At 44.0% G+C, this 24,843-nt stretch carries 23 protein-coding genes, 1 tRNA gene and 1 pseudogene; 8 read left to right on the top strand and 17 right to left on the bottom strand.

From position 1 onward, the window contains the following. Nucleotides 1-147: 147 nt before the first annotated feature. Nucleotides 148-723, bottom strand: a complete 576-nt coding sequence (locus CAN90_RS09350; RefSeq protein ID WP_085833562.1) for a zinc dependent phospholipase C family protein — start codon at nucleotides 721-723, stop codon at nucleotides 148-150. A gap of 212 nt (nucleotides 724-935) precedes the next feature. Here CAN90_RS09350 and CAN90_RS09355 point away from each other — a divergent pair, with 212 nt between their 5' ends. Then, on the top strand, nucleotides 936-1,829 hold the full coding sequence (locus tag CAN90_RS09355; protein WP_085833563.1) for a YitT family protein: 894 nt from the start codon (nucleotides 936-938) through the stop codon (nucleotides 1,827-1,829). A 117-nt stretch (nucleotides 1,830-1,946) separates the two neighbouring features. Here the strand turns inward: CAN90_RS09355 and CAN90_RS09360 are convergent, their stop codons facing one another. The 5 genes from CAN90_RS09360 to tsaE form a co-directional block, all read right to left on the bottom strand. After that, the gene (locus tag CAN90_RS09360; protein ID WP_200807582.1) at nucleotides 1,947-2,570 is read right to left on the bottom strand and encodes a CatA-like O-acetyltransferase; all 624 of its coding nucleotides are present in this window, start codon (nucleotides 2,568-2,570) and stop codon (nucleotides 1,947-1,949) included. Nucleotides 2,571-2,773: 203 nt separating this feature from the next. Further along, nucleotides 2,774-3,406, bottom strand: a complete 633-nt coding sequence (gene upp / locus CAN90_RS09365) for a uracil phosphoribosyltransferase (RefSeq protein WP_085833565.1) — start codon at nucleotides 3,404-3,406, stop codon at nucleotides 2,774-2,776. Between the two features lie 12 nt (nucleotides 3,407-3,418). Continuing rightward, nucleotides 3,419-3,865, bottom strand: a complete 447-nt coding sequence (rpiB, locus tag CAN90_RS09370; RefSeq protein ID WP_085833566.1) for a ribose 5-phosphate isomerase B — start codon at nucleotides 3,863-3,865, stop codon at nucleotides 3,419-3,421. A gap of 2 nt (nucleotides 3,866-3,867) precedes the next feature. Further along, nucleotides 3,868-4,581: a tRNA (adenosine(37)-N6)-threonylcarbamoyltransferase complex dimerization subunit type 1 TsaB gene (gene tsaB, locus CAN90_RS09375; RefSeq protein ID WP_085833567.1), complete on the bottom strand. Its 714-nt coding sequence runs from the start codon at nucleotides 4,579-4,581 to the stop codon at nucleotides 3,868-3,870. Beyond that, nucleotides 4,578-5,000 carry a tRNA (adenosine(37)-N6)-threonylcarbamoyltransferase complex ATPase subunit type 1 TsaE gene (gene tsaE / locus CAN90_RS09380; RefSeq protein WP_085833568.1) on the bottom strand — a complete coding sequence of 141 codons (423 nt, stop codon included), beginning with the start codon at nucleotides 4,998-5,000 and terminating at the stop codon, nucleotides 4,578-4,580. Before tsaE ends, tsaB begins: the two co-directional genes overlap by 4 nt. A 196-nt stretch (nucleotides 5,001-5,196) precedes the next feature. Here tsaE and CAN90_RS09385 point away from each other — a divergent pair, with 196 nt between their 5' ends. Then, nucleotides 5,197-6,345, top strand: a complete 1,149-nt coding sequence (locus tag CAN90_RS09385) for an FtsW/RodA/SpoVE family cell cycle protein (RefSeq protein WP_085833569.1) — start codon at nucleotides 5,197-5,199, stop codon at nucleotides 6,343-6,345. Nucleotides 6,346-6,769: 424 nt separating this feature from the next. Here CAN90_RS09385 and CAN90_RS09395 read toward each other — a convergent pair whose 3' ends face one another. The 5 genes from CAN90_RS09395 to typA form a co-directional block, all read right to left on the bottom strand. Continuing rightward, nucleotides 6,770-7,345 carry a hypothetical protein gene (locus CAN90_RS09395; RefSeq protein WP_085833571.1) on the bottom strand — a complete coding sequence of 192 codons (576 nt, stop codon included), beginning with the start codon at nucleotides 7,343-7,345 and terminating at the stop codon, nucleotides 6,770-6,772. A gap of 209 nt (nucleotides 7,346-7,554) precedes the next feature. Further along, nucleotides 7,555-8,460, bottom strand: a complete 906-nt coding sequence (locus CAN90_RS09400; RefSeq protein WP_085833572.1) for a radical SAM protein — start codon at nucleotides 8,458-8,460, stop codon at nucleotides 7,555-7,557. After that, nucleotides 8,450-9,286, bottom strand: coding sequence for a peptidoglycan editing factor PgeF (pgeF, locus tag CAN90_RS09405; protein WP_085833573.1), 837 nt, complete (start codon nucleotides 9,284-9,286; stop codon nucleotides 8,450-8,452). Before pgeF ends, CAN90_RS09400 begins: the two co-directional genes overlap by 11 nt. A gap of 109 nt (nucleotides 9,287-9,395) precedes the next feature. Beyond that, complete coding sequence (locus tag CAN90_RS09410) at nucleotides 9,396-10,304, bottom strand: 3'-5' exonuclease (RefSeq protein ID WP_242953615.1); 909 nt, start codon at nucleotides 10,302-10,304, stop codon at nucleotides 9,396-9,398. 48 nt (nucleotides 10,305-10,352) lie between these two features. Further along, the gene (gene typA / locus CAN90_RS09415) at nucleotides 10,353-12,173 is read right to left on the bottom strand and encodes a translational GTPase TypA (protein WP_085833575.1); all 1,821 of its coding nucleotides are present in this window, start codon (nucleotides 12,171-12,173) and stop codon (nucleotides 10,353-10,355) included. Nucleotides 12,174-12,472: 299 nt separating this feature from the next. Between typA and CAN90_RS09420 the strand changes: the two genes are divergently transcribed. Continuing rightward, nucleotides 12,473-13,447: a DMT family transporter gene (locus tag CAN90_RS09420; protein ID WP_085833576.1), complete on the top strand. Its 975-nt coding sequence runs from the start codon at nucleotides 12,473-12,475 to the stop codon at nucleotides 13,445-13,447. 69 nt (nucleotides 13,448-13,516) lie between these two features. Here the strand turns inward: CAN90_RS09420 and CAN90_RS09425 are convergent, their stop codons facing one another. Together CAN90_RS09425 and CAN90_RS09430 are read right to left on the bottom strand one after the other, a co-directional pair. Continuing rightward, nucleotides 13,517-14,395 (bottom strand): DUF4261 domain-containing protein, encoded by an 879-nt coding sequence (locus CAN90_RS09425; RefSeq protein ID WP_085833577.1) that lies wholly within the window; start codon nucleotides 14,393-14,395, stop codon nucleotides 13,517-13,519. Between the two features lie 157 nt (nucleotides 14,396-14,552). Then, nucleotides 14,553-14,628: transfer RNA gene (locus CAN90_RS09430), tRNA-Gly, on the bottom strand. A gap of 325 nt (nucleotides 14,629-14,953) precedes the next feature. Between CAN90_RS09430 and CAN90_RS09435 the strand changes: the two genes are divergently transcribed. The 5 genes and pseudogenes from CAN90_RS09435 (at nucleotide 14,954) to CAN90_RS09455 (ending at nucleotide 20,019) form a co-directional block, all read left to right on the top strand. Next, nucleotides 14,954-15,961 (top strand): DnaD domain protein, encoded by a 1,008-nt coding sequence (locus CAN90_RS09435; protein ID WP_085833578.1) that lies wholly within the window; start codon nucleotides 14,954-14,956, stop codon nucleotides 15,959-15,961. Nucleotides 15,962-15,968: 7 nt separating this feature from the next. Beyond that, nucleotides 15,969-16,958 (top strand): ATP-binding protein, encoded by a 990-nt coding sequence (locus CAN90_RS09440; protein ID WP_085833579.1) that lies wholly within the window; start codon nucleotides 15,969-15,971, stop codon nucleotides 16,956-16,958. 35 nt (nucleotides 16,959-16,993) lie between these two features. Next, the gene (locus tag CAN90_RS09445; RefSeq protein ID WP_085833580.1) at nucleotides 16,994-18,667 is read left to right on the top strand and encodes a DUF2207 domain-containing protein; all 1,674 of its coding nucleotides are present in this window, start codon (nucleotides 16,994-16,996) and stop codon (nucleotides 18,665-18,667) included. Nucleotides 18,668-18,723: 56 nt separating this feature from the next. Then, nucleotides 18,724-19,137: pseudogene (locus CAN90_RS09450) on the top strand (carboxymuconolactone decarboxylase family protein); the annotation flags it as partial. Between the two features lie 399 nt (nucleotides 19,138-19,536). After that, nucleotides 19,537-20,019 (top strand): YbhB/YbcL family Raf kinase inhibitor-like protein, encoded by a 483-nt coding sequence (locus CAN90_RS09455; protein WP_085833581.1) that lies wholly within the window; start codon nucleotides 19,537-19,539, stop codon nucleotides 20,017-20,019. 85 nt (nucleotides 20,020-20,104) lie between these two features. Here CAN90_RS09455 and CAN90_RS09460 read toward each other — a convergent pair whose 3' ends face one another. The 4 genes from CAN90_RS09460 to CAN90_RS09475 are packed head-to-tail and all read right to left on the bottom strand — an operon-like array spanning nucleotide 20,105 to nucleotide 24,823. Continuing rightward, nucleotides 20,105-21,187, bottom strand: a complete 1,083-nt coding sequence (locus tag CAN90_RS09460) for a glycosyltransferase (RefSeq protein WP_085833582.1) — start codon at nucleotides 21,185-21,187, stop codon at nucleotides 20,105-20,107. Continuing rightward, nucleotides 21,184-22,263 (bottom strand): glycosyltransferase, encoded by a 1,080-nt coding sequence (locus CAN90_RS09465; RefSeq protein WP_085833583.1) that lies wholly within the window; start codon nucleotides 22,261-22,263, stop codon nucleotides 21,184-21,186. Before CAN90_RS09465 ends, CAN90_RS09460 begins: the two co-directional genes overlap by 4 nt. After that, a complete protein-coding gene (locus CAN90_RS09470; RefSeq protein ID WP_085833584.1) occupies nucleotides 22,260-23,675 on the bottom strand; it encodes an oligosaccharide repeat unit polymerase in 1,416 nt (471 codons plus the stop codon). The genes CAN90_RS09465 and CAN90_RS09470 overlap by 4 nt, the downstream gene beginning before the upstream one ends. Then, nucleotides 23,672-24,823 carry a leucine-rich repeat domain-containing protein gene (locus CAN90_RS09475; RefSeq protein WP_085833585.1) on the bottom strand — a complete coding sequence of 384 codons (1,152 nt, stop codon included), beginning with the start codon at nucleotides 24,821-24,823 and terminating at the stop codon, nucleotides 23,672-23,674. Before CAN90_RS09475 ends, CAN90_RS09470 begins: the two co-directional genes overlap by 4 nt. Nucleotides 24,824-24,843: the final 20 nt, after the last annotated feature.

A 24,843-nucleotide genomic window follows, 5' to 3' on the forward strand; every position in this document is an offset into this window, starting at 1 on the left:
GCTCAACGAAGCTTTTTACCTTGTTATGAGACTTATTTTTATTTCTTTCTTCTAAAATATAAAGCATTGGAATTACGAAAACAATAGAAGGCACACGTAATTACAACGTGTGCCTTTCTTCTTTGAAGATTAAATACGAAAAGAATCTTAGGGCTGTACAGCTGGCTCTGCCAGGCAACGACCCTGATAATACACAAATAACACCATTTCAATACAAGAGCGAATCGCAAAAAACAGCTCTGTTTCGAAATCTTGCCTGAGGCTGTATTTTTGCTGAACGCGCTCGTGCATATGTTCATAAATTTCATTTGCGGTCATAGGAACTTCTATTTCAGGCACAAAGTCTATGCCCTTAAAATACTCCATGTGGTCGCCCATGTAAAATAACAAATTCTGTTCGTACTGAATATGCTCAGCTAACGTTCCAGTGTAGTTAGAGCTGTGAGCCAAACAGAAAAAGTCCGAATAGTAATGGCACAGCACCCCAAGTTTTTTGGAAAGTCGGCGGTTTTCATCCTCCCACTCCAAGCGGCAGGTACGGCCTAATTTACGTTTGACCATATCTTTGCAATAACGCATGCGGTGTGGCCTGAGGAAAGAGAGAGAATGATCCGGGCAGGTATTTCCTTTTAAGAAACTCGCTTTGTTGAGCGGAACACCATATTTTGCAGACACATATTCATATACAATCATCCCAATTAGTACATGATTCGGGCTATTCATCCCGGGGAATCCACTCCTTTTTTAATATATCAGGAACACTGTCACCCACTATAACATATTTTTTATAAAAGTAAAATATTTTTTTTGATATTCCAAAACTTACTTTACATAATATTGATAAAATAGTTATTTTTTAGTCATACATTTCTTCCCTTGACTTCTTTTATGTTGCCGATATAATGGAATTAGATATAAAATCAGGGGGATCATTCATGCAAAAATCGCACATATTGCGCAAAGAACACCTACAAATGCTTCCGAACTTCTTTTTCTCCATATTGGGAGGAATCATCTGCGCTGCTAACCTGAACACCATTATCGTTCCTCTTAAATTGTACAATGGTGGTTTTGTTGGTATTTCTCAAGTACTCTCTGACCTTGCTATTAATGTACTACACCTGAATATTCCGCAAACCTTTAATTTAGCCGGCGTAATGATGTTAATCTTAAATATTCCACTGATGCTTGTTGCTTACCGTGAAATTAGCCGTACATTCTTTTTAAAAACAGTGCTCACGGTAGCATCCCAGTCAATGGCGATGACCATTATTCCGGTACCAACAACTCCGCTGATTGAAGATTACTTAACAGCATGTATCATAGGTGGTCTGATTGCCGGCTCCGGCATTGGCCTCACACTTCGCTCCGGAGGTTCTGGTGGCGGAACCGATATTATTGGAGTTTATTTATCGAAAAAATACCCCAATATGAGTGTTGGCAAGCTTGGTATTTCCGTTAGCAGTATTGTCTTCTTATACTGCCTATTTCGTTTTGAAGCAGCAGTTGTGGTATACTCTATTATCTTCTCTGCGGCAACCTCTTTGGTGGTGGACAGAACCCATTACCAGAATATCAAATCGAGTGCTATGATTTTTACCAAACACCCTGAGGTTGCAGATACAATTGTTCAGCTTTTGCACCGCGGTGTTACCTGCTGGCAGGGCTATGGCGCTTACACTCACGAGCAGTCGTATATTTTTATGACGGTGGTTTCTAAATTTGAGATTAATCGTATGAAACGAATCGTACGGGACATTGACCCCCAGGCCTTCATTATTATAAATGATAGGCTAGATATTAGCGGTAACTTTATTAAACGGTTATAGACGTTCTGACTAATTATAGTACGATGAAATAAAACCGGCGGCATCCCCTTTTAAAGGAAGAGGAACCGCCGGTTTTCTATTCTATTTTAAGTAAGGTTTGGAAAGGGCTGGCTGGTTTTATGTATCGAGCTTAGAAATCAATTGGCTTAATGCTTCGTAAAAACGCCCGATATGCAAACCATCTACAAAACGATGGTTTAGCTCTATGGATAGGTTCAGGCGCTTGCGGCCATTTTCTTCTTTATATTTTCCCCATGCTATGCGCGGTACGGCATCATCGGGATTCATGTCGCGCTCGTTGGACAAAGCGGTAAGCTCTACCCAAGGCAAGCAGGTATAATAAATATAATTATTGGTATCGTTATCTGTATTGATAAAACAGGTTTGTGCCTTACTCGTTTGTGCCGCTGTACGGCAAAACTCTTCCATACTGCCGGTACAGGGAATGGTTACAATGTGGAACTGCTCGCTCCCCTTTTTTAAATCGGTAAAGCTTGGAATCCGCTCCTCGAGTAAATGTAATTCCCCATTTAGTAGCGTATACCGAAATGCTTCTATTGAATTAATCGCTCTGCTACACAGATAAATAAAAGAATAATAGAATGATAGATTGTGCTTTTTCACATGATCATAAAGCTGCGTTACGTCCACAGTAAAAGTAACCATATAAAACGGATTTGACATCTCGGAAAAGAAATCGAATATCTCTTTTCGTTCCCAATCCTTTTTCTCAATCTTCAATTTGTAATCCTCCTCATTCAAAACTTTCCCTGTTACATATTTGTTTCTATTATAACGCCCTTCCATTGCCAATATCAAACATTATTTTGTGCTGCATTTGGTTCGAACGGATTGCATGGTATCAAAAAGACCCTTCCGAAAGCTGGCAGATAACTGCCATGCCTTCGGGAGGGCCTCTTACCTTTTATATTATGGCAAAGGAATCACTGGGTACCAAAAATACGATCTCCCGCATCGCCAAGGCCGGGAATGATATAACCGGCTTCATTGAGATGGTCATCAATATGAGCACAGTAAATCGGTACATCAGGGTGTGCCTTACTGAGTGTCTCCACACCCTCGGGAGCCGCTATTACACACATAAACTTGATGCTTTTGGGGTGGCTGCGTTTGATAATGGTGATAGCATCCACAGCAGAGCCGCCGGTTGCCAGCATAGGGTCAAGCACAATTACATCGCGCTCGTTGGTATCAAGCGGAAGCTTGCTGTAATATTCTACCGGCTGTAAGGTCTCGTGGTCGCGGTACAAACCAATATGGCCAACCTTTGCCGCAGGAACGAGCTCCAGAACAGCATCCACCATGCCAAGACCAGCGCGCAGAATCGGCACAAATGCCAGCTTGCGGCCAGAAAGAACCTTTGTGGTAGCCGTAGCAACCGGAGTTTCAACCGTTGTATCTTCCAAAGGAAGGTCGCGGGTTGCCTCATAGCACATAAGCATGGCAATTTCGCCTACCAAACTACGGAACTCCTTCGAGCCAGTGTTCTTATCCCTCAAAAAAGTCAGCTTATGCTGGATGAGGGGGTGTGTCATTTCAAATACCTGATGTTCCATCCAATTACTCCTTTATAGCTTTTCTCCGTCTTCAATTTCCTTTATCTGTGCAATTCTTCTAGCGTGGCGCCCGCCTTCAAACGGAGTCTCCAGAAAAATCTTTGCTAGCTTTACGGCCATTTCTTCATCGATTACGCGCCCACCCATGCACAAAATATTGGCATCATTATGCCGGCGGGTTGCATCGGCACAGAATTCATTGGTACAAACCGCCGCACGAATCCCCTTAACCTTATTCGCCGCAATTGAAATACCGATTCCGGTTCCACAACACAAAATGCCTTTATCTGCTTTACCGTCAACCACATCGCAGGCTACTTTTGAAGCAAACGGTGCATAATCAACCGATTCCTCGCTGTAACAGCCATAATCGTGATAGGGGATAGAATTTTTCTCTAAATAATCCTTAACCGCTTCTTTCAGGCGGAACCCGCCATGATCAGCTCCCAGTACTACCATACTCAGCCCTCCTTTTGATTTTCCAGCTTCTTTTTCAGTTCCCGCTCTGCCTGAGGCAAGCGCAGGTATATGGGAAGCAGCTCGGAAGCCGTAATCGCTTCGCCCCGCTGCCAAGCACCAAAAGCAGCTTTCCCCACACCGAACGCACGCTGGTATTGCGATGGCTCTGGTGGCAGAACAGCAGCAAGCTCTTGAAACCCGTTCGTATTATAGCACAATTTTGCCCCATCTCCAACAAGAAATAATGGCTTGCTATAATTTTTACATTCTACGATTAATTCTTGTATCGAAATTGCTCGGTCTGGCATTATGCGTTTTATTCCCTCTTCTTCTAACTGGAATACCGCATTATACACCTGGTCACGGCGGGCATCCATTACTGCACACACAGTTGCCCCCGGCAATGCAATGTTATAAGCCATTGCCTCTAATGCAGAAACGCCAACGCAGGGCTTTCCACTGGCCATAGCCATACCCTTTATACTGGCAACCCCAATGCGCACACCGGTAAAGGAGCCAGGCCCAGCCGCTGCTGCAAATAAATCGATTTCATTTACGGAAACGCCTACACAATCCAACACATTTTGCACCATTGGCATGAGTGTTTGGCTATGCGTAAAGCTGGTGTGAATAAAAAACTCTCCCAGTAATTGGTCATCCTCCAGCACTGCGGCCGACGCCGCGGTAGCGGTGGAATCTATTGCAAGTATCTTCATAGCTCTAATCCCTCAATTCGGAAAATACGCTCCTGCTCCGATTTTCCTGCGGCCAATTCAATCGTGACTGCATCGGGAGGGAGAGCGCCTTCGATATTTTCACTCCACTCAATGACTAAAACTGCTTTTGTATCCAAATAATCAAAGAAACCGGTGGATTCCAAATCCTCCCAGCTTTCTACCCGGAACATATCAAAATGGTAGACCGTTAGGCGACCATGGTATTCATTCACAATAGAAAACGTAGGGCTGCTAATGCCCGATGTAATTCCAAGGCCAGCCGCTAATCCTCTTGTAAACGCTGTTTTTCCCATGCCCATTCCACCAAACAGCGCCAGTACTTCCCCACCCTTTAACTGTTGGGCTACCCGGCGGCCAAGCTCCTCGGTTTCTTTAGGTGAGTCTGTAACAATCTGCAAAATAGAATCCTCCCTTAACGAATCCAAAGAGCCGTACCAATACAGTATGTCCGCAAAACGAAAAAACAACTGCGCCGCTAACAGAACTCTTTGCTAAAAAACATTTACAAAGAATTATACCACAGATAGAACAGGGATAAAAGTATTTGCTTGAACTTTCGACGCGTTCATTCTATAATAGATTCGAGGTGAATTTATGTCCAGAGCTTTTGAATCGTTCAAAATGTATTTTCGAAAAACGAACAAGCCTTTGTGGCTGTTAATGATAACCATATCTGTTTATGGTCTTCTTTTAGTAGCGAGCGTAACCCGTGCTTTTAGTGTAAACTACTTTAAAACACAATTAGTTGCTGTAATACTGGGTTATATTGCCGCCATTATTCTAACCCGTCTGAACTACCGGGAAATTTCGAATTACTGGTACCTTGTGGCGGGCTTTTGTATTTTTCTAATTGTTTACACTTTATTATTTGGTCACTCTGCTTCTGGCGCATCCGGTGTTGATGCAAGAGCATGGATTAAACTGCCGGGGGGAACCACGTTCCAGCCATCTGAATTAGCGAAGATTGGTTTTATGATTACCTTTCCAAAGCACCTTTCTGTTTTAGAAGAACGCGGGTTGCTACGTAACCCATTGTATGTGTTTTCTTTGGGTGTACATGCTCTCATTCCCATGATGCTCACTCATATGCAAGGAGATGACGGTGCAGCGGTTATCTTTTTCTGCATGTTCCTTGCCATGTCCTTTGCTGCAGGCATTCAGCTTCGTTACTTCGCCTTAGTTTTTGGCGCCATGCTAATTGGGGCTCCGTTGGCATGGAAGTATGTTTTAGCAGATTACCAAAAAACCAGATTAATTAATATGATGAATCCGGAAGCTGACCCCCTTGGCGCTGGATTACAGCAGATTCAGGGAAAAATCTCGATTGGCTCCGGGCAGTTTTGGGGACGAGGTCTTTTTGAAGGTCCCCGTGTTGCTCGCAACAGTGTTCCAATTCAGCAAAGTGACTTTATCTTTTCCGTTGCTGGTGAGGAATTAGGATTTATTGGAACAACCCTTATTCTACTACTCATTCTTTCACTGCTTATCACCGTGCTTTACTGTGCCAGAAAATCCAGTGATTCGTTAGGCACTTATGTATGTTTCGGATTTTTTGGAATGATTGCATCCCAAACTGTTTTTAACGTTGGTATGTGCCTGAGTTTGCTCCCGGTAATGGGTGTAACACTTCCGTTTTTTAGTGCAGGTGGCTCTTCCACGGCATGCTTATACCTTGGCTTTGGCCTCGTGCAAAGTGTGTATATGTTCCAGCATGACACCGATAAAGTACGATTACGGCTTTAAACCGTAGAATAGAAGAGCCTTCTCCGAACGAAAAATCATTCAGAGAAGGCTCTTTTTAAATCGAAATAACAAAAGAAAAAGATCAGATCAATCCAATCAAACGAAGCAATTCAACTACAAAACCCGTCGTTAAGAGGAGAGCAGAAAAAATCAGGAATGCAAATTTCCCCCTTGCTCTTTTGGGCGGCTCGACAGAATCGCCCGATTCGATGTTGATTCTTAGTTTTTTCAGATCGAAATAAACACTGAAAAGCCCGGCTACCATAAGAAACAAAAATACGATAGAGGTAATGACAGACAGCGTTCCGTGCATCTCTGCGTTCCAGTATACGTTATCCCGCCATTGTATAATCAATACATAAATAACTAAAAGAAATAGAAAGACATAATATCGAAATTGATCCATTACCCTTTTCATATATTATTAAGCCCTTTGGTCATAGTTTCCAACCCGACCTGTGTAATTTGCATTCTTGTAAAATATATAATTAGTTGCAGTTTTAGGTCTATTACCAATGATGGGGTCTTGATAGTAAATAGCTTCTTCAATATAGACAATTCCAACTCCTGTCAAAGCCAATGTATTCGATATTGCTATAATTGTTTTATTAACAGCAACACCGATAAATGCACCTATTATACCAGCCCATATTGTAGCTTTGCCGATTTCTGAAGCTAAACTAGTAAAATCGCTGTAAGAATAAACCCAAGTATATTTTGCGGCTTGAAGAGAATTCCCATTACTTAATATATTAAGGTTTGGTTGATTGGGTTTTTCTTTCAATAAAAGTTTAGAGTTCAGTCGCAATTCTCCACTATCCAAATCATAAGTAACAATATAATCTTCGCTACCGTCTTTAAATTCTACATATCTCGTATTTCCTTTTTGATACTGCACATATTCAACCTTTTGTCCATCAAAAACAGCAGATGTGTGTTGGGCAGGTGATCCCGCAAAAGCTGGAATACACATCATGCTAAAAATAGAGAGTACCAACACAAAACTTTACAGTCTTTTTCGAATTCCAGAAATCATATCCATACCTCCATAAAATTATTTAAGAAAATTGATTCATACTTCACAATTGATTTTAAATCATATTTCTTATTAACATAATAATACCATTAATGTAAATATATGTCAACCAGACAATCTTTAAACCGAATAACGAAAGAGTGCAGGTCATTTCAGAAGCCTGCACTCTTTCGTTATTCGGTTCCAGCCTGCTCCAGCCCTTGCAGCTGAAATGCTGGTATATACGCTTTTGTTGCAGAGGAACGCTCTTGCACAAAGCCATCTAGTCCCAACTCCATTAAATAGTCTTCCACCTTGTGGAATTCTCGAGCAGTAATGGAGCGGTTAATCTCTGGGTACTGGTCTGCCTTTCCACAAGGGATGTACTGTGCCATCAGGCTAACCGGTACTCCGTCCGGCAAATGCTCTTGCAGCCAGCTAAGTACCGCAATCGACTCCCGGGTATTACTGGGCAGAATTAGGTGTCGGACGACGGTACCGCGAATAAGCATACCGTTTTCATCAAACTGTGCTTTGCCAGTTTGACGTACCATCTCGAGTATTGCCTGTTTGGCATACTCGGGGTAGTTTGCCGCTCCCGAATAGCGAAGGGCAGTTTCAGCACTTACATATTTTAAATCGGGCAAATAAACGTCTACCAAGCCCTCCAACAGCTTCAGTGTTTCTACGGTCTCATAGCCACTGCTGTTGTACACTACTGGAACGGGAAGCTTTTTCAGCTTGAGAGCCTCTGCAATTGGCAAGGCAAATTGTGTCGGGCTTACCAAATTAATGTTATGCGCACCTTGTTCTACAAGGCTTTGAAAAACCTCGGCAAGCTGGGTGACGGTAAGTTCTTTCCCAACCTTTCGCAGGCTGCTAATCTCGTAATTCTGGCAAAAGACACAGCCAAGCGTACAACCGGTAAAAAAAACCGTACCAGAGCCTTTGGTTCCGCTGATGCAGGGTTCTTCCCAAAAGTGCAGTGCTGCGCGCGCTACCACGGGGAGATTGCCCATGCGGCAGAAGCCATTGCCATTGGAAGGCTCCCTGCGAACGTTACAGCGGCGGGGGCACAGGTTACACTCCTCAAAAATCAAGGGACTGCGCCTCCTTTAGGCTCATCATCGCCACCATTCCGCCGCGGTTTTCTCCCAGAAGCCGGTGCGAAAAGAACAGCTCTGGGTGGCACTTGGTGCAAACCTCACCAACAGATATATTCTCATCTGGAATTCCTGCCAAAACAAGAATTCTGCGGTTGCATTCCCATAAATCAAGTAGATACTTACCCTCGCCCTGCTCTTCCAGCACTTCTTCGGGAACAATATCGTCGAGTCTCATCACCTGCTCGCGAACCGTTTCGTCTACTTCATAGCAGCAAGGACCGATAGAGGGGCCAATCGCCGCTATAATATCCTGTGAAGAACAGCCAAACTGCCTGCACAGGGTTTCGGTCATTTTCTCACCGATGCGCTGTACCGTACCACGCCAGCCGGCATGTGCTAACGCAATGACATTCCTTGTGGGGTCAAAAAAATACAGCGGCACGCAATCGGCATAGCTGGTAACGAGTGTAATTCCGGGAACATCGGTATACAAACCATCCACGCTATCCATGTCGCGCGGCTTTGTAATGCCAACGCCTCTCTCCAGCTCCGTTACATAGCGCAAAGTGGTGTGATGATCCTGCGCGGAAGCCACCAAACCATCAAATTCGTACCCAACTGCACGGCATATGCGCTGGTAATTCTCAAGAATATTATCTGGCGCATCTCCATTGCGAAAGTTCAGGCTTTCATAATACCCTTCACTTACCCCACCCACCCGGGTAGAGAAAGAATGCAGCAGCTGCGGGTATTCATCCAAAGCTGGGAAGGTCATATAGTGTACCCCGTCTGTTTCGTGCAGCTCCATTTGATTTAGCATACCATGCTCCTCCTGTTGTATCACCACAAAAATGTAGGTAATTTCCCCCCCGCCACAGGCGGGGGGGAAATTAATGCATATTGTTCTTGTAAGCGCTTTGCCTATTGATTCAGGATTCCTCCCGTACCTCTTGCAGCTCCGGTACCTCTTCCCCGTTTTCGTCTGCTTCTTCCTGCGGCTCCTCCTGATAAGGAAGATTTCGTTTCTTTACAACAAGGCCATCATACTTGAGCTTAAACTGTATGCGGCCGGTAAAGCGATAATCGCAATTTTTGCAGTAAAAATCAGCACGAAAGCTTTTATTGCGAACAAGCCAGTCGTCGAGCTGCTCCGCCTCAAGCCCGCAGCGGTCACAAAAAATATTCATGTCCGCATCCCGTACCAAGGGGTTCTCCCAGTCGGATAGAATAACGGTTTTAAAGGTAAGCCGGGGGTAAAAATCAGGATCATCCGCATCCTGCACCATCGCTTCAAAAGCTTCCTTTTGGTACAAAATACGAAAACAATCCAATGAAAGAATACTGTCGTTGAGGGCACGGTGATGCTCCGATTCTTCCTCATCAATCCCTAAAAGCTGAGCGCAGGTAGAAAGCCCCATCTGCATATTCCCAACGGTTGGCAGACGTGATTCGCAGTAGCGCTGCAAATCGACATATTTTTTTAAAAATGGAATGTTGCCGTCACCGCAGAAGTAACGGCAGTTCTCAATTAAAGCCAGCAAATCGGAGGTTCCCCACGTCATCAGCACTGCGTCGCCCGCCCACCTTTTAAACCGGCTAACCGCCTGCATGTACAGCATACCATCTACCAAATCTTCATTGCTCAAACGGGTAAGGCTGCGAATTTTTCCGCTGATTTTTTTGCCCACCTGGGGGCGAACAAATGCGTGAAAGGTATCCACCACCGTTAAGGTTTCATCTACCTTAACGGCTCCAAATTCAATGATTTCATTGATATAGCCCTTCAGGCGGCGGCTATACGTTCCGTTCCATTCCAAATCCAGTATAATCAGCTTCATTGCTTCTCTGCGGGCGGATGTTAATCCATCAATTCCCTGGCGCTTTCTTTATTTTTTTCGATTTGTCTGCTTCATGCGCATTTCTTTGTTGAGAATCATCTTACGCATACGAACAGACTTCGGAGTAACTTCAACCAGCTCGTCCTCCGCAATAAACTCCAAGGACTGCTCAAGGCTGAGAACAGTGTGAGGAGTTAGCTTAAGCGCATCATCCGAACCGGATGCACGTGTATTGGTGGCATGCTTTTTCTTGCAGATATTGACGGTAATATCTTCCTGCTTCGGGCTAGCGCCAACAATCATACCCTCGTAAACTTCAACACCGGCTCCAATAAACATTCTGCCACGGTCCTGTGCGGCAAACAAACCGTACGCCGTGGAAGGGCCAGTTTCGTGAGCAACAAGTGAACCCTGGGAACGCTGAACAATGTCGCCACGGTAAGGCTCGTATGAATCAAACACGTGGTTCATAATGCCGTTGCCGTTGGTGTCAGTTAAAAACTCCGAACGGTAGCCCATAAGGCCACGAGCAGGAATTTTAAATTCCATATGCGTAACACCGCTCTCGCGAGTACCCATATTCACAATTTCTGCTTTGCGGGAACCAAGCTTTTCCATTACCGCACCCACGTACTGGTCCGGCACCTCAATCATGAGAAGCTCAATTGGCTCATGCATCTTACCCTGAATGGTTTTGTAAATTACATTCGGGCGGGAAACCTGGAACTCAAAGTTCTGGCGGCGCATGGTTTCAATTAAAATGGATAAATGCAGCTCACCACGACCAGATACCTTAAAGGTATCCGCAGAGTCTGTTTCCTCTACTCGAAGTGCCACGTTCGTTTCCACTTCTTTAAATAGGCGGTCACGCAAATTACGGGAAGTAACAAATTTGCCTTCCTTACCTGCAAACGGGCTATTGTTTACCATAAACATCATAGAAACCGTAGGCTCATCAATTTTAACGAACGGCAGCGGCTCTACGCACTCCGGCGAACACGCTGTTTCGCCAATGTTCAGGTCTGTAATGCCTGAAACCGCAACAATGTCGCCCAATGCGGCTTCGGTTACTTCTACACGCTTGAGTCCTTCAAACTGGTAGAGCTTCACAATGCGAGCATTGCGGTTGCCATCCTCATGGCCGCAAAGCACAATACTCTGGCCATCGCGAATTCTTCCGCGCTCTACTCGACCAATACCAATACGGCCAAGGTACTCATCGTAGTCAATGTTTGAGAACAATACCTGTGCGGGGCCTTCCAAATCTCCCTGCGGAGCAGGAACAAATTTGAGAATAGACTCAAACAGAGGCTGCATGTTCACGCCGGGTACTTCGGGGTCCAGCGTAGCGTAGCCATCTCTACCAGAGGCGTATACCACTGGGAATTCGAGCTGGCTTTCATCGGCACCTAGCTCAATAAACAGATCGAGCACCTCATCCACAACCTCTATTGGGCGTGCACCGGGGCGGTCAATTTTATTTACAACGACCACTGGCTTTTTGCCAAGGCCGAGCGCCTTCTTCAAAACAAAACGGGTTTGGGGCATGCAACCCTCAAACGCATCCACTAAAAGGAGAACACCGTCCACCATCATAAGGATACGTTCCACCTCGCCGCCAAAATCCGCATGGCCGGGGGTGTCTACAATATTGATTTTTGTTCCATTAAACATGACCGCAGTATTCTTAGAAAGAATCGTGATACCACGCTCACGCTCCAGATCGTTTGAGTCCATCACACGTTCGGCAACAGCCTCGTTTACGCGGAAGATTCCGCTTTGGCGCAGGAGCTGGTCAACCAGTGTTGTTTTACCATGGTCAACGTGCGCAATAATCGCGATATTTCTTAAATCGTTTCTAGTGTCCATCCAATTACCTCTTTTGAAAATTTACAAACATGAAATAGTATAGCATACTTTTTTTCTTTTTCATAGAAAGCGACGTGTGAAAATCCTACAAAATTTGAGTAAAAAATCACCCTATATCCCTAACGATTTGTATAATTGCCTCCAATATTTAGAAATATTTTTATCTCAGAGAACTATTCTATCCTTTTTCACTTCAGTTCATAAAAATACTTTTTTACATTAACGATTGGGTTACTTGTCTTACCAAATGAATAATGATACAATAATTCACGATATACATGGAAAAGGACTGAATAAGAATGCACTTACTCAAGCAATATAAAGGGCCATTTATGCTGGCTTTATGTGCAATTATCTGGGGTACCGCATTGGTTCCTCAAAAGCTTGGTATGCAATACCTTGGGCCATTCTCTTTTGGAGCCGCCCGATTTTTAACGGGTGCAATTATTTTTTTACCACTGAGCCTGATTGTAAAGTGCCTCATAAAAGACAAACGTGAAGCTTATTTACGAAAGGATTTGCTCATAGGTGGAGGGCTTTGCGGCACAGTTATGTTCCTTGGCGCTTATTTTCAGCAGTTAGGGCTTACTGATACCACCGTAGGGAAAACCGCTTTTATAACCGCCATGTATATTGTAATGATTCCCCTAATCGGTCTGCTTTTTCACCGAAAAACAGAAATGATGACTTGGATTAGCATTGGGCTGGCAATGGTAGGTTTATACTTTTTGTGTATTACTGAAAACTTTAGTATTTCCAACGGCGATTTTTATGTTTTCATCGGGTCTGTATTCTGGGCAGTTCAAATCACCTTAGTTGATTATTATTCCAAGAAGACAAACAGCTTGGAATTAGTTTTCGTAGAGTTTACAGTAGCCGGCATATTATCGCTACTTTGTGCATTTCAATTGGAAACACCTACCATTCAGGCAATAACAAGCAGTATTGGCCCTATTTTATATACTGGCATAATGGTGGTTGGGGTTGCTTATACCCTACAAGCACTTGGGCAAAAAACAGTTTCTCCCGCAATTGCAGGGCTCATTTTCAGCACAGAATCACTGTTTGGAGTACTTGCTGGTGCACTTATATTCCAAGAGGTTATGAGCACTCGTGAAATCATTGGCTGTATCCTCTTGTTTATTGCATTGTTACTTACACAAATGAAATTTTCTCCAATACAAAAAGGCAAAAAGCAAACGATTATAAATCCAGATGCAGAAGTACTTGAACAACAAGTCACACCGCTTGAAACACCAACCTTCAAGGTATAGTATTAAAACAATCCCTAAGAATCCCTCAAAGCAATTACAGCTTTGAGGGATTCTTTCAAGCTAAGACGATTATGCGCGACCGCCACCCGCATATTTCCCCGGGCAAATATCTAAAACCATACGCTTAGGGCGAACCATAGAATCCTCACGCTGGCAATGCCATTTGCCGCCGTCGATGCCCTCGACCGTATTGCCATCCTGAATTACATTGCCTTGGCGGTATAAATATGCCGCCAAATTTCTTAAAAATAGAACCACATCACCCGGTTCTAAATCTTTGCAGTGGCATTGCAAATCGGGTAAATCAATGGCGGTAAACCCAAGAGTATCAAACAGCATTTCACCATCGGTATCTGCTAAATTGAAAAAACGCACATTGAATCCGCCATCCAAAAAATGCAAATCCGGCGAGTTCCACCCGGAATGCTCAAAAGCCTCACGCGGTACCAGCCGCTGACTGTGCGGCCAGTAGATGCCAATGCACTCTGGGAACAACTCCAATAGTAAATCGGCATAATCAGCCATGATTTGGTATTGCTCCATTCGTGGCAGATTCGCCGCCATCATATTGCTTGCCATCAAGGAATACCGGCAACGGGCAGCGAATCCCTGCCAATCGGGCTGGCAGTCCCAAAACTGTGCTATAATTTGTTCATCCCACAGGTCCTGATCAAACTTATCCGGCCCATACAACAACAATTGACTCGGAAGAGAACGATCCTCCTTTTGGTAATAGGAGGGATGATCCCATAAAGCAACGCCCAGCAAATCAGAAGATTCTTGGGGCATTTGAGGCTGTTCTGCCAAAAAGTTTATTTCGCCGAACTTTTTGGTTAGCCCCTGCTCAAATTCTTTAAAATACGGCAACTTAATTGGTTGTTCAAACACAGGCATAAAAAAATAAACAGAATGCCATTTCTCCACAAAGGAGTCTCCTTTTTTCTCCATCCGCTTTCCTCCAATTTAAAGTAATGTATTCCTTTTCAAGAAAGTATGAAAAGGTTCGCTCTCAAAAAGAATCTTGATTCATTCGAATTCATATAGAAGAAAGAAAAAAATAAATAAAAAAGACCGATTCCGTAAAACAGAACCGATCTTCTATGCTTGGAGCGGATGACGAGGCTCGAACTCGCTACCTCCACCTTGGCAAGGTGGCGCTCTACCAGATGAGCTACATCCGCGACTGCGAGAGTTATTATATGACAGATTTCGCCTTAAGTCAATACTTTTTTCCAATTTTTTTCAAATTATTTTTAAAATTACCCTTTCGCCATTGTATTCCTTCTGTTGCCGAAATATGTTATAATATTAAAACGCAGCTGAATGGCGGATGAACGGCCTGTTCAAACGCATATTCTATTTGCGGTCCGCTTTATCTTCATATAGTCGAATGACATGATTCCTTTTTGTATCAGCCTAAAAGTATATCGTGTCTTTTTTTATTGACCCTGCCGCCGGTATAACCCAACTGGCTTGTAAGGTCAATCTTTATAAAGGAGCCTAACAATGTCTTTTTCTATTCTTCCGGGAGCTTGGAGATCGGTCTTCGCCGTTCCCAGTGCACTTGTTGATTCACATATTAAATTGGCAAGCCCAAATCAACTAAAGGTTCTTTTGTGGGCACTTCGCCACGCAGAGGAAACCTTTTCGCATGAAGCAATTGCCACAGCACTTGGCATTTCCGTTTCAGAAGTACAGGATGCCATGCTGTATTGGATTCAGGTAGGGCTTGTCGCAGAGGATGCTACAAAGGCCGTGGAGCCGCACGCCGCTCCGGCACAGCCTATTCCGGCGGAGCTCCCTTTGGCAACCGCTCCCGTTGCAGAAAATACCGCACCCATACCGGCTCGCCGTATTCCCAAACCGGATGGTCTGTTTATTGCAGAGCGGATTAATCAGTCAGCTGAAATTCGCTTTTTAATGCAGGAGGCACAGCAGCTGTTGGGAAGACCGCTTTCCCCCGGCTTATCTTCTACCCTGCTTGCCATTCACGACGATTACGGGCTTCCGGTGGATGTAACCATTATGCTTTTGCAATTTGTAAAAAGCAAGGGAAAAGACAACACCAGCTACATAGAAGCAGTAGCCCGTGACTGGGCCGAGGAGGGCATTTCCTCCCACCTTCAAGCGGAAGAAAAGCTGCGCCGGTTGGATGAAATTAATAAGGCTTGGCGTAAAATTGAACAAGCACTGCGTCTTTCTCCCCGTGCGCCCAGCTCTAGAGAAGAGCGTTACTCAGACCGTTGGCTTTTGGAATGGAAGTTTTCACCCCAAATGGTACGGGAGGCCTACGACCGCAGTGTAGATGCCATCGGCAAGCTAAGCCTGAGCTATATGAATAAGATTTTGGAGCGATGGCACAAAGAGGGCATTACCTCACCGCAGCAGGCGGCAATGGAACAAAAAGAAAAAACTGCGGTGCAAAAGCAATCGAAGCCGCAGCATACCACATACGACATTGAAGAATATGAGCGCATGAGCGCTGAAGTACCAGATTTATTTGGAAAGGAATGATGCAGCGATGGCCTATGGAAAGGATATTTACCAAATAGCTCTTGGCATGCTCAATGACCGTCGTATGCGTGAAATAGAAGCCGCCGAGGAACGCCGCCGTGCTTTCTACTCCATGTATCCCCGTGCGCAAGAGATTGAACGGCAGCTTGCATCAACGGCAATTGCAGCGGCAAAGGCCGTTCTTAACGGCAGCGATACCGTAACCGAGTTAACCAGCCTCAAAGAAAAGAATCTTACTTTGCAGCAGGAGCTTAACGAATTGCTGGCTAGGGCAGGCTTGGAGCGAAACTACTTAAAGCCACAATACCAGTGTCAAAAATGTGAGGATACCGGTTATGTAGACGGAAGAATGTGCAGCTGCCTACGTAATCTTTTACGCAAAATCGCGTATCAGCGTTTAAATGAAATGACCCCTCTCGCCCTTTGTACCTTTGAAGATTTTGATTTGGGTCATTACCCAGAAGAACCTCAAAACGAGGGTGAAATAGCCCCCAAAAAGCAGATGGAGAATATTTTTCTTTATTGCCGCAACTATGCAAGGGATTTTTCTCTAAAATCGAGCAGTCTTATTCTACAAGGCGGAACCGGCCTTGGAAAAACTCATTTATCGCTTGCCATTGCCAATGAAGCGGTAAGCAAAGGATACGGCGTAATTTATCTTTCTGCGCAGAACATGGCAACCAGCCTAGAGCGTGAACGGTTTGGCCGAGCAGAAGATAATGAAGATACCAATGCACTTTTATTAAGCTGTGATTTATTGATTTTAGATGACCTTGGTACGGAATTCTCCACTTCATTTATTGATGCAGCCGTATATAACATTGTCAATACGCGTTTAATGGCTGCAAAGCCTACCATAATAAGTACAAACCTCTCTTTATATGAGCTGCAAAAAAGATACTCCGAGCGTTTTGTCTCTCGTATTATAGGCAGCTATGTTCGCCTTACCTTTTTGGGTAAGGATGTACGTCAGCAAAAAAGGATGAAGCGCGGCTGAACGTAACTTCCGTGCGTAACTGACAGGAGGAAAAAATGAAATCAACCAAAAAACGGTCAGTTCTACTTTCTCTGTTCCTTGTCGTACTGTTTGTATTTACTGCTGCCCCAGTTTTTGCTAAAGAAGACTCAATCCCCTCCATACAAATTGATGCTGCTTTGCGGGAAGATGGCTCCGCCGTAATTACGGAGGTCTGGAATGTAAGTGGTGTACGCAGTGGCACGGAATACTTTAAAGCAATAAAAAATTTAAGCGAAGGCATGAGCGTTCATTCCTTTACTGTAAAGGATGAAACTGGAAAAACCTACCAAACTTTGAGTGATTGGGATACAAACCGTTCACGGGAAGAAAAAGCCGGCACCTGCGGCATCTTAAAAAAGTCTGATGGTTATGAGCTTTGCTGGGGAATTGGCAATTATGGCGACCACCAATACACCATCGAATATGTTTTAGATGGTCTGGTGAAAAATTATGGAGACTACGCAGGCTTCTATCACCTATTTGTTTCAGACTTAAGCAGCTCCCCAAAATCCGTAGCGGTTACGGTTCGTATGCCAAACACCAGCTTTAATGAAGGTAATTCGAGGATTTGGGGCTATGGCTTTGAGGGCGAGGTATATGTAAATAATAATGGTACCCTTTTTGCAGTTACCGAAGGAAGCCTAAATAAAAGCCATAAATTTAATTTACTATGTCGCTTCGACAACGACATGTTCCCACAGGCCTTAAAAGCAGATATTACGTTTGAGGAATTACAGAACAAAGCAAATAACGAAGAAAAAAGCGAATCTACGGCGCTTTTCATTGTATTGGGAATATTGGGTGTTCTTCTCATTGGAGGAGCAGTCGCATTTGCTTTCTTCTATTCCCGCTATAAATTAGCGGATGGCTCTACGGTACGCCTTGAGTCACGAGAGAAAATTGAACCTTCTTGGTTGATTCCCTTTGGTGGGAATATTCCTGCAGCGTGTGCGGCAATGGCAATGCTGCGTAGAGATATTTCTTGCGATAAGCTGTTGGGCGCATACTTTATACGCTGGCAAAGAGCCGGCTATATCCAAATAGAAAAACGCATCAACGAGGATAAACGTAAAAAGAAAGAACCGGAAGAAATCATTGTTTTTCACCCGGAAAACACCCCCACCTTAAAGGTAGAGCAATCGCTATATGCTATATTAAGTAGCTTTGCCGATGCAGACGGAATTCTTTGGAGCTCACAAATCGAAAAGAAAGCAGATAAGATTTTTGATAAGCTAACCTTATGGTCGGAAGAAGTAAAAAAAGATGGTGAAAAAGAATTAATCCGATTAGGAGTAGCCGCTAGGGATGACCGTGAGGTTGTTCGTTTTACCTCTACTGGATTTGACCAGGCCGTTCGTTTGATCGGTTTGGAAAAATACCTAATTGGAATGAAAAAACAACAGGAAGAGGGGCTTGCTCCGCAAGAGCTGTGGGGAGATTTCCTTGTTTTCGCCGCTTTATTCGACATTGGTGAGCAGGTGCTCAACAGTATGAAAGTGCTTAATCCCTCTTATTATGAAGAATTCTCAGGCATGTACGGCTATCACCCTGCCCACATGGTTCTTTTTATGTCGATGACCAATCATATTTCTAGCAGCGTTTCTCCCAATAGTAACGGTACGGGCGGTGCGGCAAGTACCATGGCCGGTGGAGGCTTTTCCGGCGGTGGCGGTGGCGGCAGCCGTTAAATAATAAATTTCGAATTGCTTTATTCATTTATTTGGCTAATTACGAGGTGTTGATTATGGCAAGTATACGAAATTCTGGAATAGGCGCCACCCCATTTCAGCAGCTACTGGGGCACCAGCCTCAATTGCTGGAAAAATGGAATGAATTAGAAGTGTTTTTTACTTCTAGCAGAACTTTTAGCACAAGATTGAAAGAAGAAGTGCGGCGCACCTTGGCAGTCGAAAATGGGTGCCAATACTGCATGGCAAAAGGAAAACCATCTAACCATATCGAAGACTTAAAAATCCAATTAGCCGTTAAAACCGCACTTCTATCTGTAAAAGAGATTCATTTAAGCGATGAAAACATGGCGCAATTAAGGCATCTTTTTACGGATGCAGAAATATCGGAACTGCTTGCATTTATTTGTTTTATCTCTGCATCACAACGATATGGAGCGTTGCTTCACTTAGAGCCGAATTGTTCTATAACCGCTTACGATAATCATAATCTACCCTCAAAAGAGAATCAAAGTAATTCCTATTGTAAAATAGAAGTATTTATACCGGAATCACACCTTGCTACACTACAAAAGTCTTTGCAAAATGTGGATGCTGGGCACATAGGGAATTACGATAGCTGCCTTTCTTACAGCGAGGTTACTGGCTGCTGGAGGCCGCTTTCCGGGAGCGCTCCCTATATCGGCAATGAAAACATCATCAGCTCTGAGCGTGAGTTAAAAGTCGAGTTTATTTGTTTACACGAGAATGTGGATGTAACCATTGAAGCCATAAAAAGAGTTCACCCATACGAGGTTCCAGTTATTAATGTGCTACCTCTTTACCGAACCAGTTATTAAATGGAGAAGAACTCACAAAGGAGCATCACTATGGAGACTCTGCAACTTTACAGCAGTGCGTTTGAAGATGGCGGTTGGATTCCGGCTCGTTATACCGCCCGGCAGGAAGACCTCTCTCCACCCTTTGAGCTAATCGGTCTCCACCCAGATGCAAAAACGCTTGCCATAACGCTTGACGATGCCTCTCACCCCATCTTCCCCAATTACAACCATTGGGTGATTTGGAATTTACCAGTACAGGCAAGCATTTCAGAGGGCATTCCGCATGGCAAATCCCTTAGTTCCTTTGGTGGTGCCGTTCAAGGGATTGCTTACGGTAGGAATCGTTATAAAGGCCCTAAACCTCCATTGCGTTCCATTCATACTTATGTTTTTACAATCTACGTTTTAAATTGCACGATTCATTTATCTTCTAGCAGCAAAAAGCAAGCCTTACTTGACCAAATGGATGGGCATATTTTACAGCAAGCCTCCATTTTGGGGAAATTTCAGAGCCATAGAGCAGAAGTATAAATGAAATCATTCTAAATAGAGTAAAGCCGGTGTCTCCCTCTCGCAAGATTGGGAAGATACCGGCTTTTTATGTTAATCGAAAGAATCAAAATGCTTTATGTTCATCTATGGCAACTCTGTATACCTGCTCCATTTGCTCCACATTCTTTTTGAAGTCAAACAGACGTAGAACTCGTTCTCTTCCAGAGGTACCCATGTTACGGCGCAGCTCTGCATCTTGGCGCAGGGTAAGCAAATGCTCTGCAAGAGCCTCTACATCCCCCACGGGTGCCAAATAGCCTGTAACGCCATCCTCTACCGTCTCAATAAATCCGTCTACATTACTGGCGATGACGGGTACACAACAGGCCATCGCTTCAACTGCTGAAACACCAAAGCTTTCGGAACGACTTGGCAAACAGACAACATCCATTTCGCTAAGTGCCAGCGGCACTTTGGTATTGGGGATTACCCCACACAAATTGGCACACTGTGCAATACCAAGGGAATCAATCAGGCGCTGAAGCTCACTCTCACGGCTACCTTTGCCATAAATATTGAGCGTATAAGAACCCTCCGGTGCCTTTTGAACGAACAGTGCAAATGCACGAATTAAATCATCCATACCGTATACGTCTTCCAGCGCTTTTACAGCACCAACACAAAAGCCGTCATGCTCCTGCGGCTGCGGCGAAAATAAGGAACAATCCACTCCAAAAGGAGTAATCCAAATTTTCCGTTTCTCTCCAAATACGCGGCGTACCTGCTCTGCCATCACTTCGCTAGTAGAAGCCACAATATCCGCCGCTTTCAGATTTCCTGCAACCAATAGCTTATGCAGAGGGCTTTTCAGTGGGAACTCATACACATCACTCCCCCAAACAGAGAGCACCAAGGGGTGCACCTTGGCCATACGGGCAAGCGTACCATAGCCACTGGCATAATGTGCATTAATAATATCAGGAGCAAAATCCGCTAAATCACGGCGAAGCTCACTGCCATTTAGAAAATACCCCGCAAAACCGCTCTTACCTAAATACACAACCTCAACCTCAGGGTTCAAGTTTTTCTGGCGATTCTCATGCTCCGGCAGTGAATAAAGGCGCACCTTATGCCCCTTTTTGCAAAGGGCATTTACCCACTTTACGGTGTGACTAGAGCTTGCTGCTGAAACAAATGCTATTTTCATGCCTGCTTCTCCCCCTGACCGCCGCCCAAATCTGCTATCACCGTTTTGGCACGGTCTACCCATAGGTTCCCATGCACGGCTTGCGCGGCATTTTGAGCACAACGAGCATACAACTCGGTATTGTTTAGTATTTCAGATACTTTCACCGCAAAATCCGAAGGGTCATTCTCACAAACGAGACCCAAATCGTATTTTTGAACAAATTTTTCTGTTTCGGTACAGTTTACCGCAACCATGGGCAAACCATATTCCAAATACTCCATTAGTTTTACAGAAAACGCAAAATCATTGTAAGCATTCTTTTCAATGGGATACAGCGCCAAATCTGCCTGTTCATACAATGGTGCCAATTCCTTTGCACCGGAGGCATGTACCATATTAAGCCAAGGCTTATCGAGATACGCTCCCAGATAAGCAGCTCCCTGTGGACGGCAAACTAAGGTTAACGGGAAGGTTTCCCCCTCCCCATTGAGTATATCAAATGCCTTAAGCAGTGTATCGGTTCCATAACGTTTCGAAACTCCACCCACATAAATACTGCGCATTCCCTGCGGCTTTTCCAGCTTATTGCTACGGCTACCCATGCAGGCGGGTGGCAAAAATGCTACTCGGGGAAAATCAAAATATACTGCCATACTTTCGGTGGGTAAATAAATGAGATTAGTATTCTTTTTTAAGAAGCGAACATCCCATTCCGATATCCATGCAATTACATGCTGCTTTAGGCTCTTTTTACCGGAAATGAACACTTCATCAAAACGAAATGCAGCATCGCGGTAAAAATAACCTACCGGTATTCCCATTTGGTGCACACGCCGAATCAGCTTTCGGTCAAAACCGTGAAATATAGGGCCGGAAGGGCTTTCAACGTAACAGAAATCCGGGCGGTTGTGATCGAGCCACTGGTTGATTTCTTCTACCGCATGGCGACGATGCTCGCGCTGGTTTTGCTGCGCCTGTAACAGCTTTACTTCGCAGCCAAGTGAAAGAAATGCCTCATACATCATTTGCGGGCGAACGGATGAACCGGATTGAAAATCCCCAAAATCAATATAAGTTAGGTATAAAATCTTCATGATTTTACCGCCGCTTTCTTTTCATTCCCATCCAATTTATCAATGAGCTTAACCACACCTGCGGGCATACGGGGCAATAAGCGTTCCCACACATAAGGAGCAAAATGACCCCCTATAAGCAAAAACAGCAGTACATAAACCTGAAAGTTATAAATGAAATCGACAAAGCCACCCTGAGTGGTAAGTGCCAAACGGCTGGTGAGCATAGCAGTTAATGCTAATTGATACGGTGATTTACGAAGGCGGGTGAACACATAAAATAGAACGCCCAGTAATACACCCATATAAACAATGGAGAGAACCATGCCCCAAAAACCAAAGTTAGCATAGGCTTCCCCAATGTAAAACGCATTCATTACACCGCCCGTACCATCGTAGACCTTTTCGGAGCCATAAAAATCCATAACCAGCTTGGCAGAGCGTACATGACCACCCTCAATACCCAATAGCTGCATTGCTGTTGGTGAAAAACTTCTGCCGCCCAAAAAGGGAAAAATAGTCGGGAACAGGTCAAAGTGCATGGTTAACGTACCAACCTGTGTAAAGATTGTACGTCCAATTGGACCATTATAAAAGTTGCTGTCTCCAGAAGTAAAGCTGTAACCCATGCGCCCATAAATGAACACAATAAACAGTGCCATCACAGCGCCAAAACCAAATACCGTTTTGCGGGAGATTCCGCCACGCTCGTACATAAGAATCAAAAGCAGTACAAACAGATAGAACAGCACCGGCGATTTTTCAAAGTTGATGGTCGCAGAAACGATAGAAGAACCAACCAAAACAGCGGTAAGAGCCCACCACCAAAACTTCTTGAGAACCACTGCATAGGCAAACGCAATGTAAGAAAGCAGTGGTAAAAACAGCCCTAATAAAAGATTTTTCACATAGCTGTTAATGATGACAATTTGTGAAATACGCTGGCGTTCCACACCGAACTCAAAACCGGCGGGCGCACGCACCAAGCGCAATAATGGGAAATACCCAATTTTAATAATGTAAAGCAAAAGCAGTGCACAGCAGATAAAACCGATGACGGATAAGGCGTAGAATGCCAACCGTTCGTGCTTTACTTCCACCGTTTTCTTTAAATAGCTTTTGTAACGTTGCTGAATATCAATATGAAAACAGCGGTACAGCAAAATGATGGTGAGCGGAAATAAAATTGCTGACAGCAAAACGCTGTAAAACATCAGGTCGTAGCTATCGCTCACTGTAATATACTTCATTGTATAATGGTTGCGGTCCCCTAAATAGACCATAGCTGCACCAATATACGTTTGCAGTAAAAACAGGTACATGATATAAGAAATGAGATTTATTTTTCCAACATTCAGCGTTGCCGATGCCTTATGAAATAGAATCACTGAAATAACAAGGCCAAGGACAACGATCAGTTCTTTCCAGATCATTCGTTGGTCTCCTTAAAGCCATATTTTTTGTTGAGTAGATATTGCTTCGTAATTAAATCGCCATTGCGGAAGCGCCCTTCCAAAAAACGAACCTTAGAGCGGTCGAATTCAGGCTCCAAAAAGATGGAGTTAAAATTCGGCAGCTTTTCGAGTATCGAAACATCCTTAACATCGGTATACTGCATCCTCAAAACCTGAAGCTCGGTATTGTTTTTCAGCGGCTCCAAAGAAGAGATGTTATTGAGGCTGATAGACAGGTCCAAAAGCCAGGGGTATTTCGAAGCAAAGTTAATTTCTGTTAAACAGTTGGAGGCGACACTGAGCTTCTCTAACACAGGCAAATCACCCAAATCTCCAATTGCAGCCAGTGAGTTGCCCTCCAGAGAATACTCATACAACTCGCTCATTCCGGTAATGGGTTTCGCTACTGAAATTCGATTGGACGTTAAATTTAGAATATTCAGCTGTGACATCCCGGAGAAAACACTGTTGTCTGCAATTCGATTGCGTGATAAATTCAGGCTTTTTAAATTCGTAAGCTTTGTGATGTCTGTCGTAACACCGATAATGGAGTTACCGGAAAGGTTTAGCTCCGTTAAGTTTTTTAATGTATAAAGAGGAGACATGTTACGAATATAGTTACCAGACAGCGACAGCCGTTGCAGTGTTTGAAGCTTCCCGATTGGGGTGATGTCTGCAATTTGATTGTTAGAGAGATCAAGCTCCTTTAAATTCTGGAGGTCTTGCAGCGCGCTTACATCTGTAATTTTTGCAGATGTGATTGAAAGCTTTGATAATCCCTTAAAATATTGTAAATCCTCAATATCCTTAACGGGAACATTTTGAATGGTAAGAATGCTGATTTTCTCAACATCCACATCATACACATCGTCCTTGGGACGCTCGAGCAAATTGCGAACCTCGCGCTCCAAGTTCTTATCATGGAATTCGATTTTAATGGCGTCCTCATTAATAACATCATCGTTCATGAGTACGTTATATACATTTTGATACGTGTTGATTCCCAGAAAAAATAAGGAAACCAGCAACAAAGCCAGCGTATATGAGAAAGGCTTGTTGCTTTTCATATACTCAGACATGTGTTTCATGCGCTCTCTTAAGCGCAGCTTACTCTGTTTTTGTTGCATTTCAGTTACCTCTCGATATC

Origin of the sequence: Clostridium merdae (genome assembly GCF_900176635.1) — a bacterium.
Classification (GTDB): Bacteria; Bacillota; Clostridia; order Oscillospirales; family Acutalibacteraceae; genus Faecalispora; species Faecalispora merdae.

Coding starts and splice junctions, on each gene's coding strand:
- CAN90_RS09435 (WP_085833578.1), top strand. CDS start 14,954: ATGTCTTTTTCTATTCTTCCGGGAGCTTGGAGATCGGTCTTCGCCGTT.
- CAN90_RS09410 (WP_242953615.1), bottom strand. CDS start 10,304: ATGAAGCTGATTATACTGGATTTGGAATGGAACGGAACGTATAGCCGC.
- CAN90_RS09445 (WP_085833580.1), top strand. CDS start 16,994: ATGAAATCAACCAAAAAACGGTCAGTTCTACTTTCTCTGTTCCTTGTC.
- CAN90_RS09465 (WP_085833583.1), bottom strand. CDS start 22,263: ATGAAGATTTTATACCTAACTTATATTGATTTTGGGGATTTTCAATCC.
- CAN90_RS09385 (WP_085833569.1), top strand. CDS start 5,197: ATGTCCAGAGCTTTTGAATCGTTCAAAATGTATTTTCGAAAAACGAAC.
- typA (WP_085833575.1), bottom strand. CDS start 12,173: ATGGACACTAGAAACGATTTAAGAAATATCGCGATTATTGCGCACGTT.
- rpiB (WP_085833566.1), bottom strand. CDS start 3,865: ATGGTAGTACTGGGAGCTGATCATGGCGGGTTCCGCCTGAAAGAAGCG.
- tsaB (WP_085833567.1), bottom strand. CDS start 4,581: ATGAAGATACTTGCAATAGATTCCACCGCTACCGCGGCGTCGGCCGCA.
- CAN90_RS09425 (WP_085833577.1), bottom strand. CDS start 14,395: ATGGAGAAAAAAGGAGACTCCTTTGTGGAGAAATGGCATTCTGTTTAT.
- upp (WP_085833565.1), bottom strand. CDS start 3,406: ATGGAACATCAGGTATTTGAAATGACACACCCCCTCATCCAGCATAAG.
- CAN90_RS09350 (WP_085833562.1), bottom strand. CDS start 723: ATGAATAGCCCGAATCATGTACTAATTGGGATGATTGTATATGAATAT.
- CAN90_RS09440 (WP_085833579.1), top strand. CDS start 15,969: ATGGCCTATGGAAAGGATATTTACCAAATAGCTCTTGGCATGCTCAAT.
- CAN90_RS09460 (WP_085833582.1), bottom strand. CDS start 21,187: ATGAAAATAGCATTTGTTTCAGCAGCAAGCTCTAGTCACACCGTAAAG.
- CAN90_RS09470 (WP_085833584.1), bottom strand. CDS start 23,675: ATGATCTGGAAAGAACTGATCGTTGTCCTTGGCCTTGTTATTTCAGTG.
- pgeF (WP_085833573.1), bottom strand. CDS start 9,286: ATGCTAAATCAAATGGAGCTGCACGAAACAGACGGGGTACACTATATG.
- CAN90_RS09475 (WP_085833585.1), bottom strand. CDS start 24,823: ATGCAACAAAAACAGAGTAAGCTGCGCTTAAGAGAGCGCATGAAACAC.
- CAN90_RS09355 (WP_085833563.1), top strand. CDS start 936: ATGCAAAAATCGCACATATTGCGCAAAGAACACCTACAAATGCTTCCG.
- CAN90_RS09455 (WP_085833581.1), top strand. CDS start 19,537: ATGGAGACTCTGCAACTTTACAGCAGTGCGTTTGAAGATGGCGGTTGG.
- CAN90_RS09420 (WP_085833576.1), top strand. CDS start 12,473: ATGCACTTACTCAAGCAATATAAAGGGCCATTTATGCTGGCTTTATGT.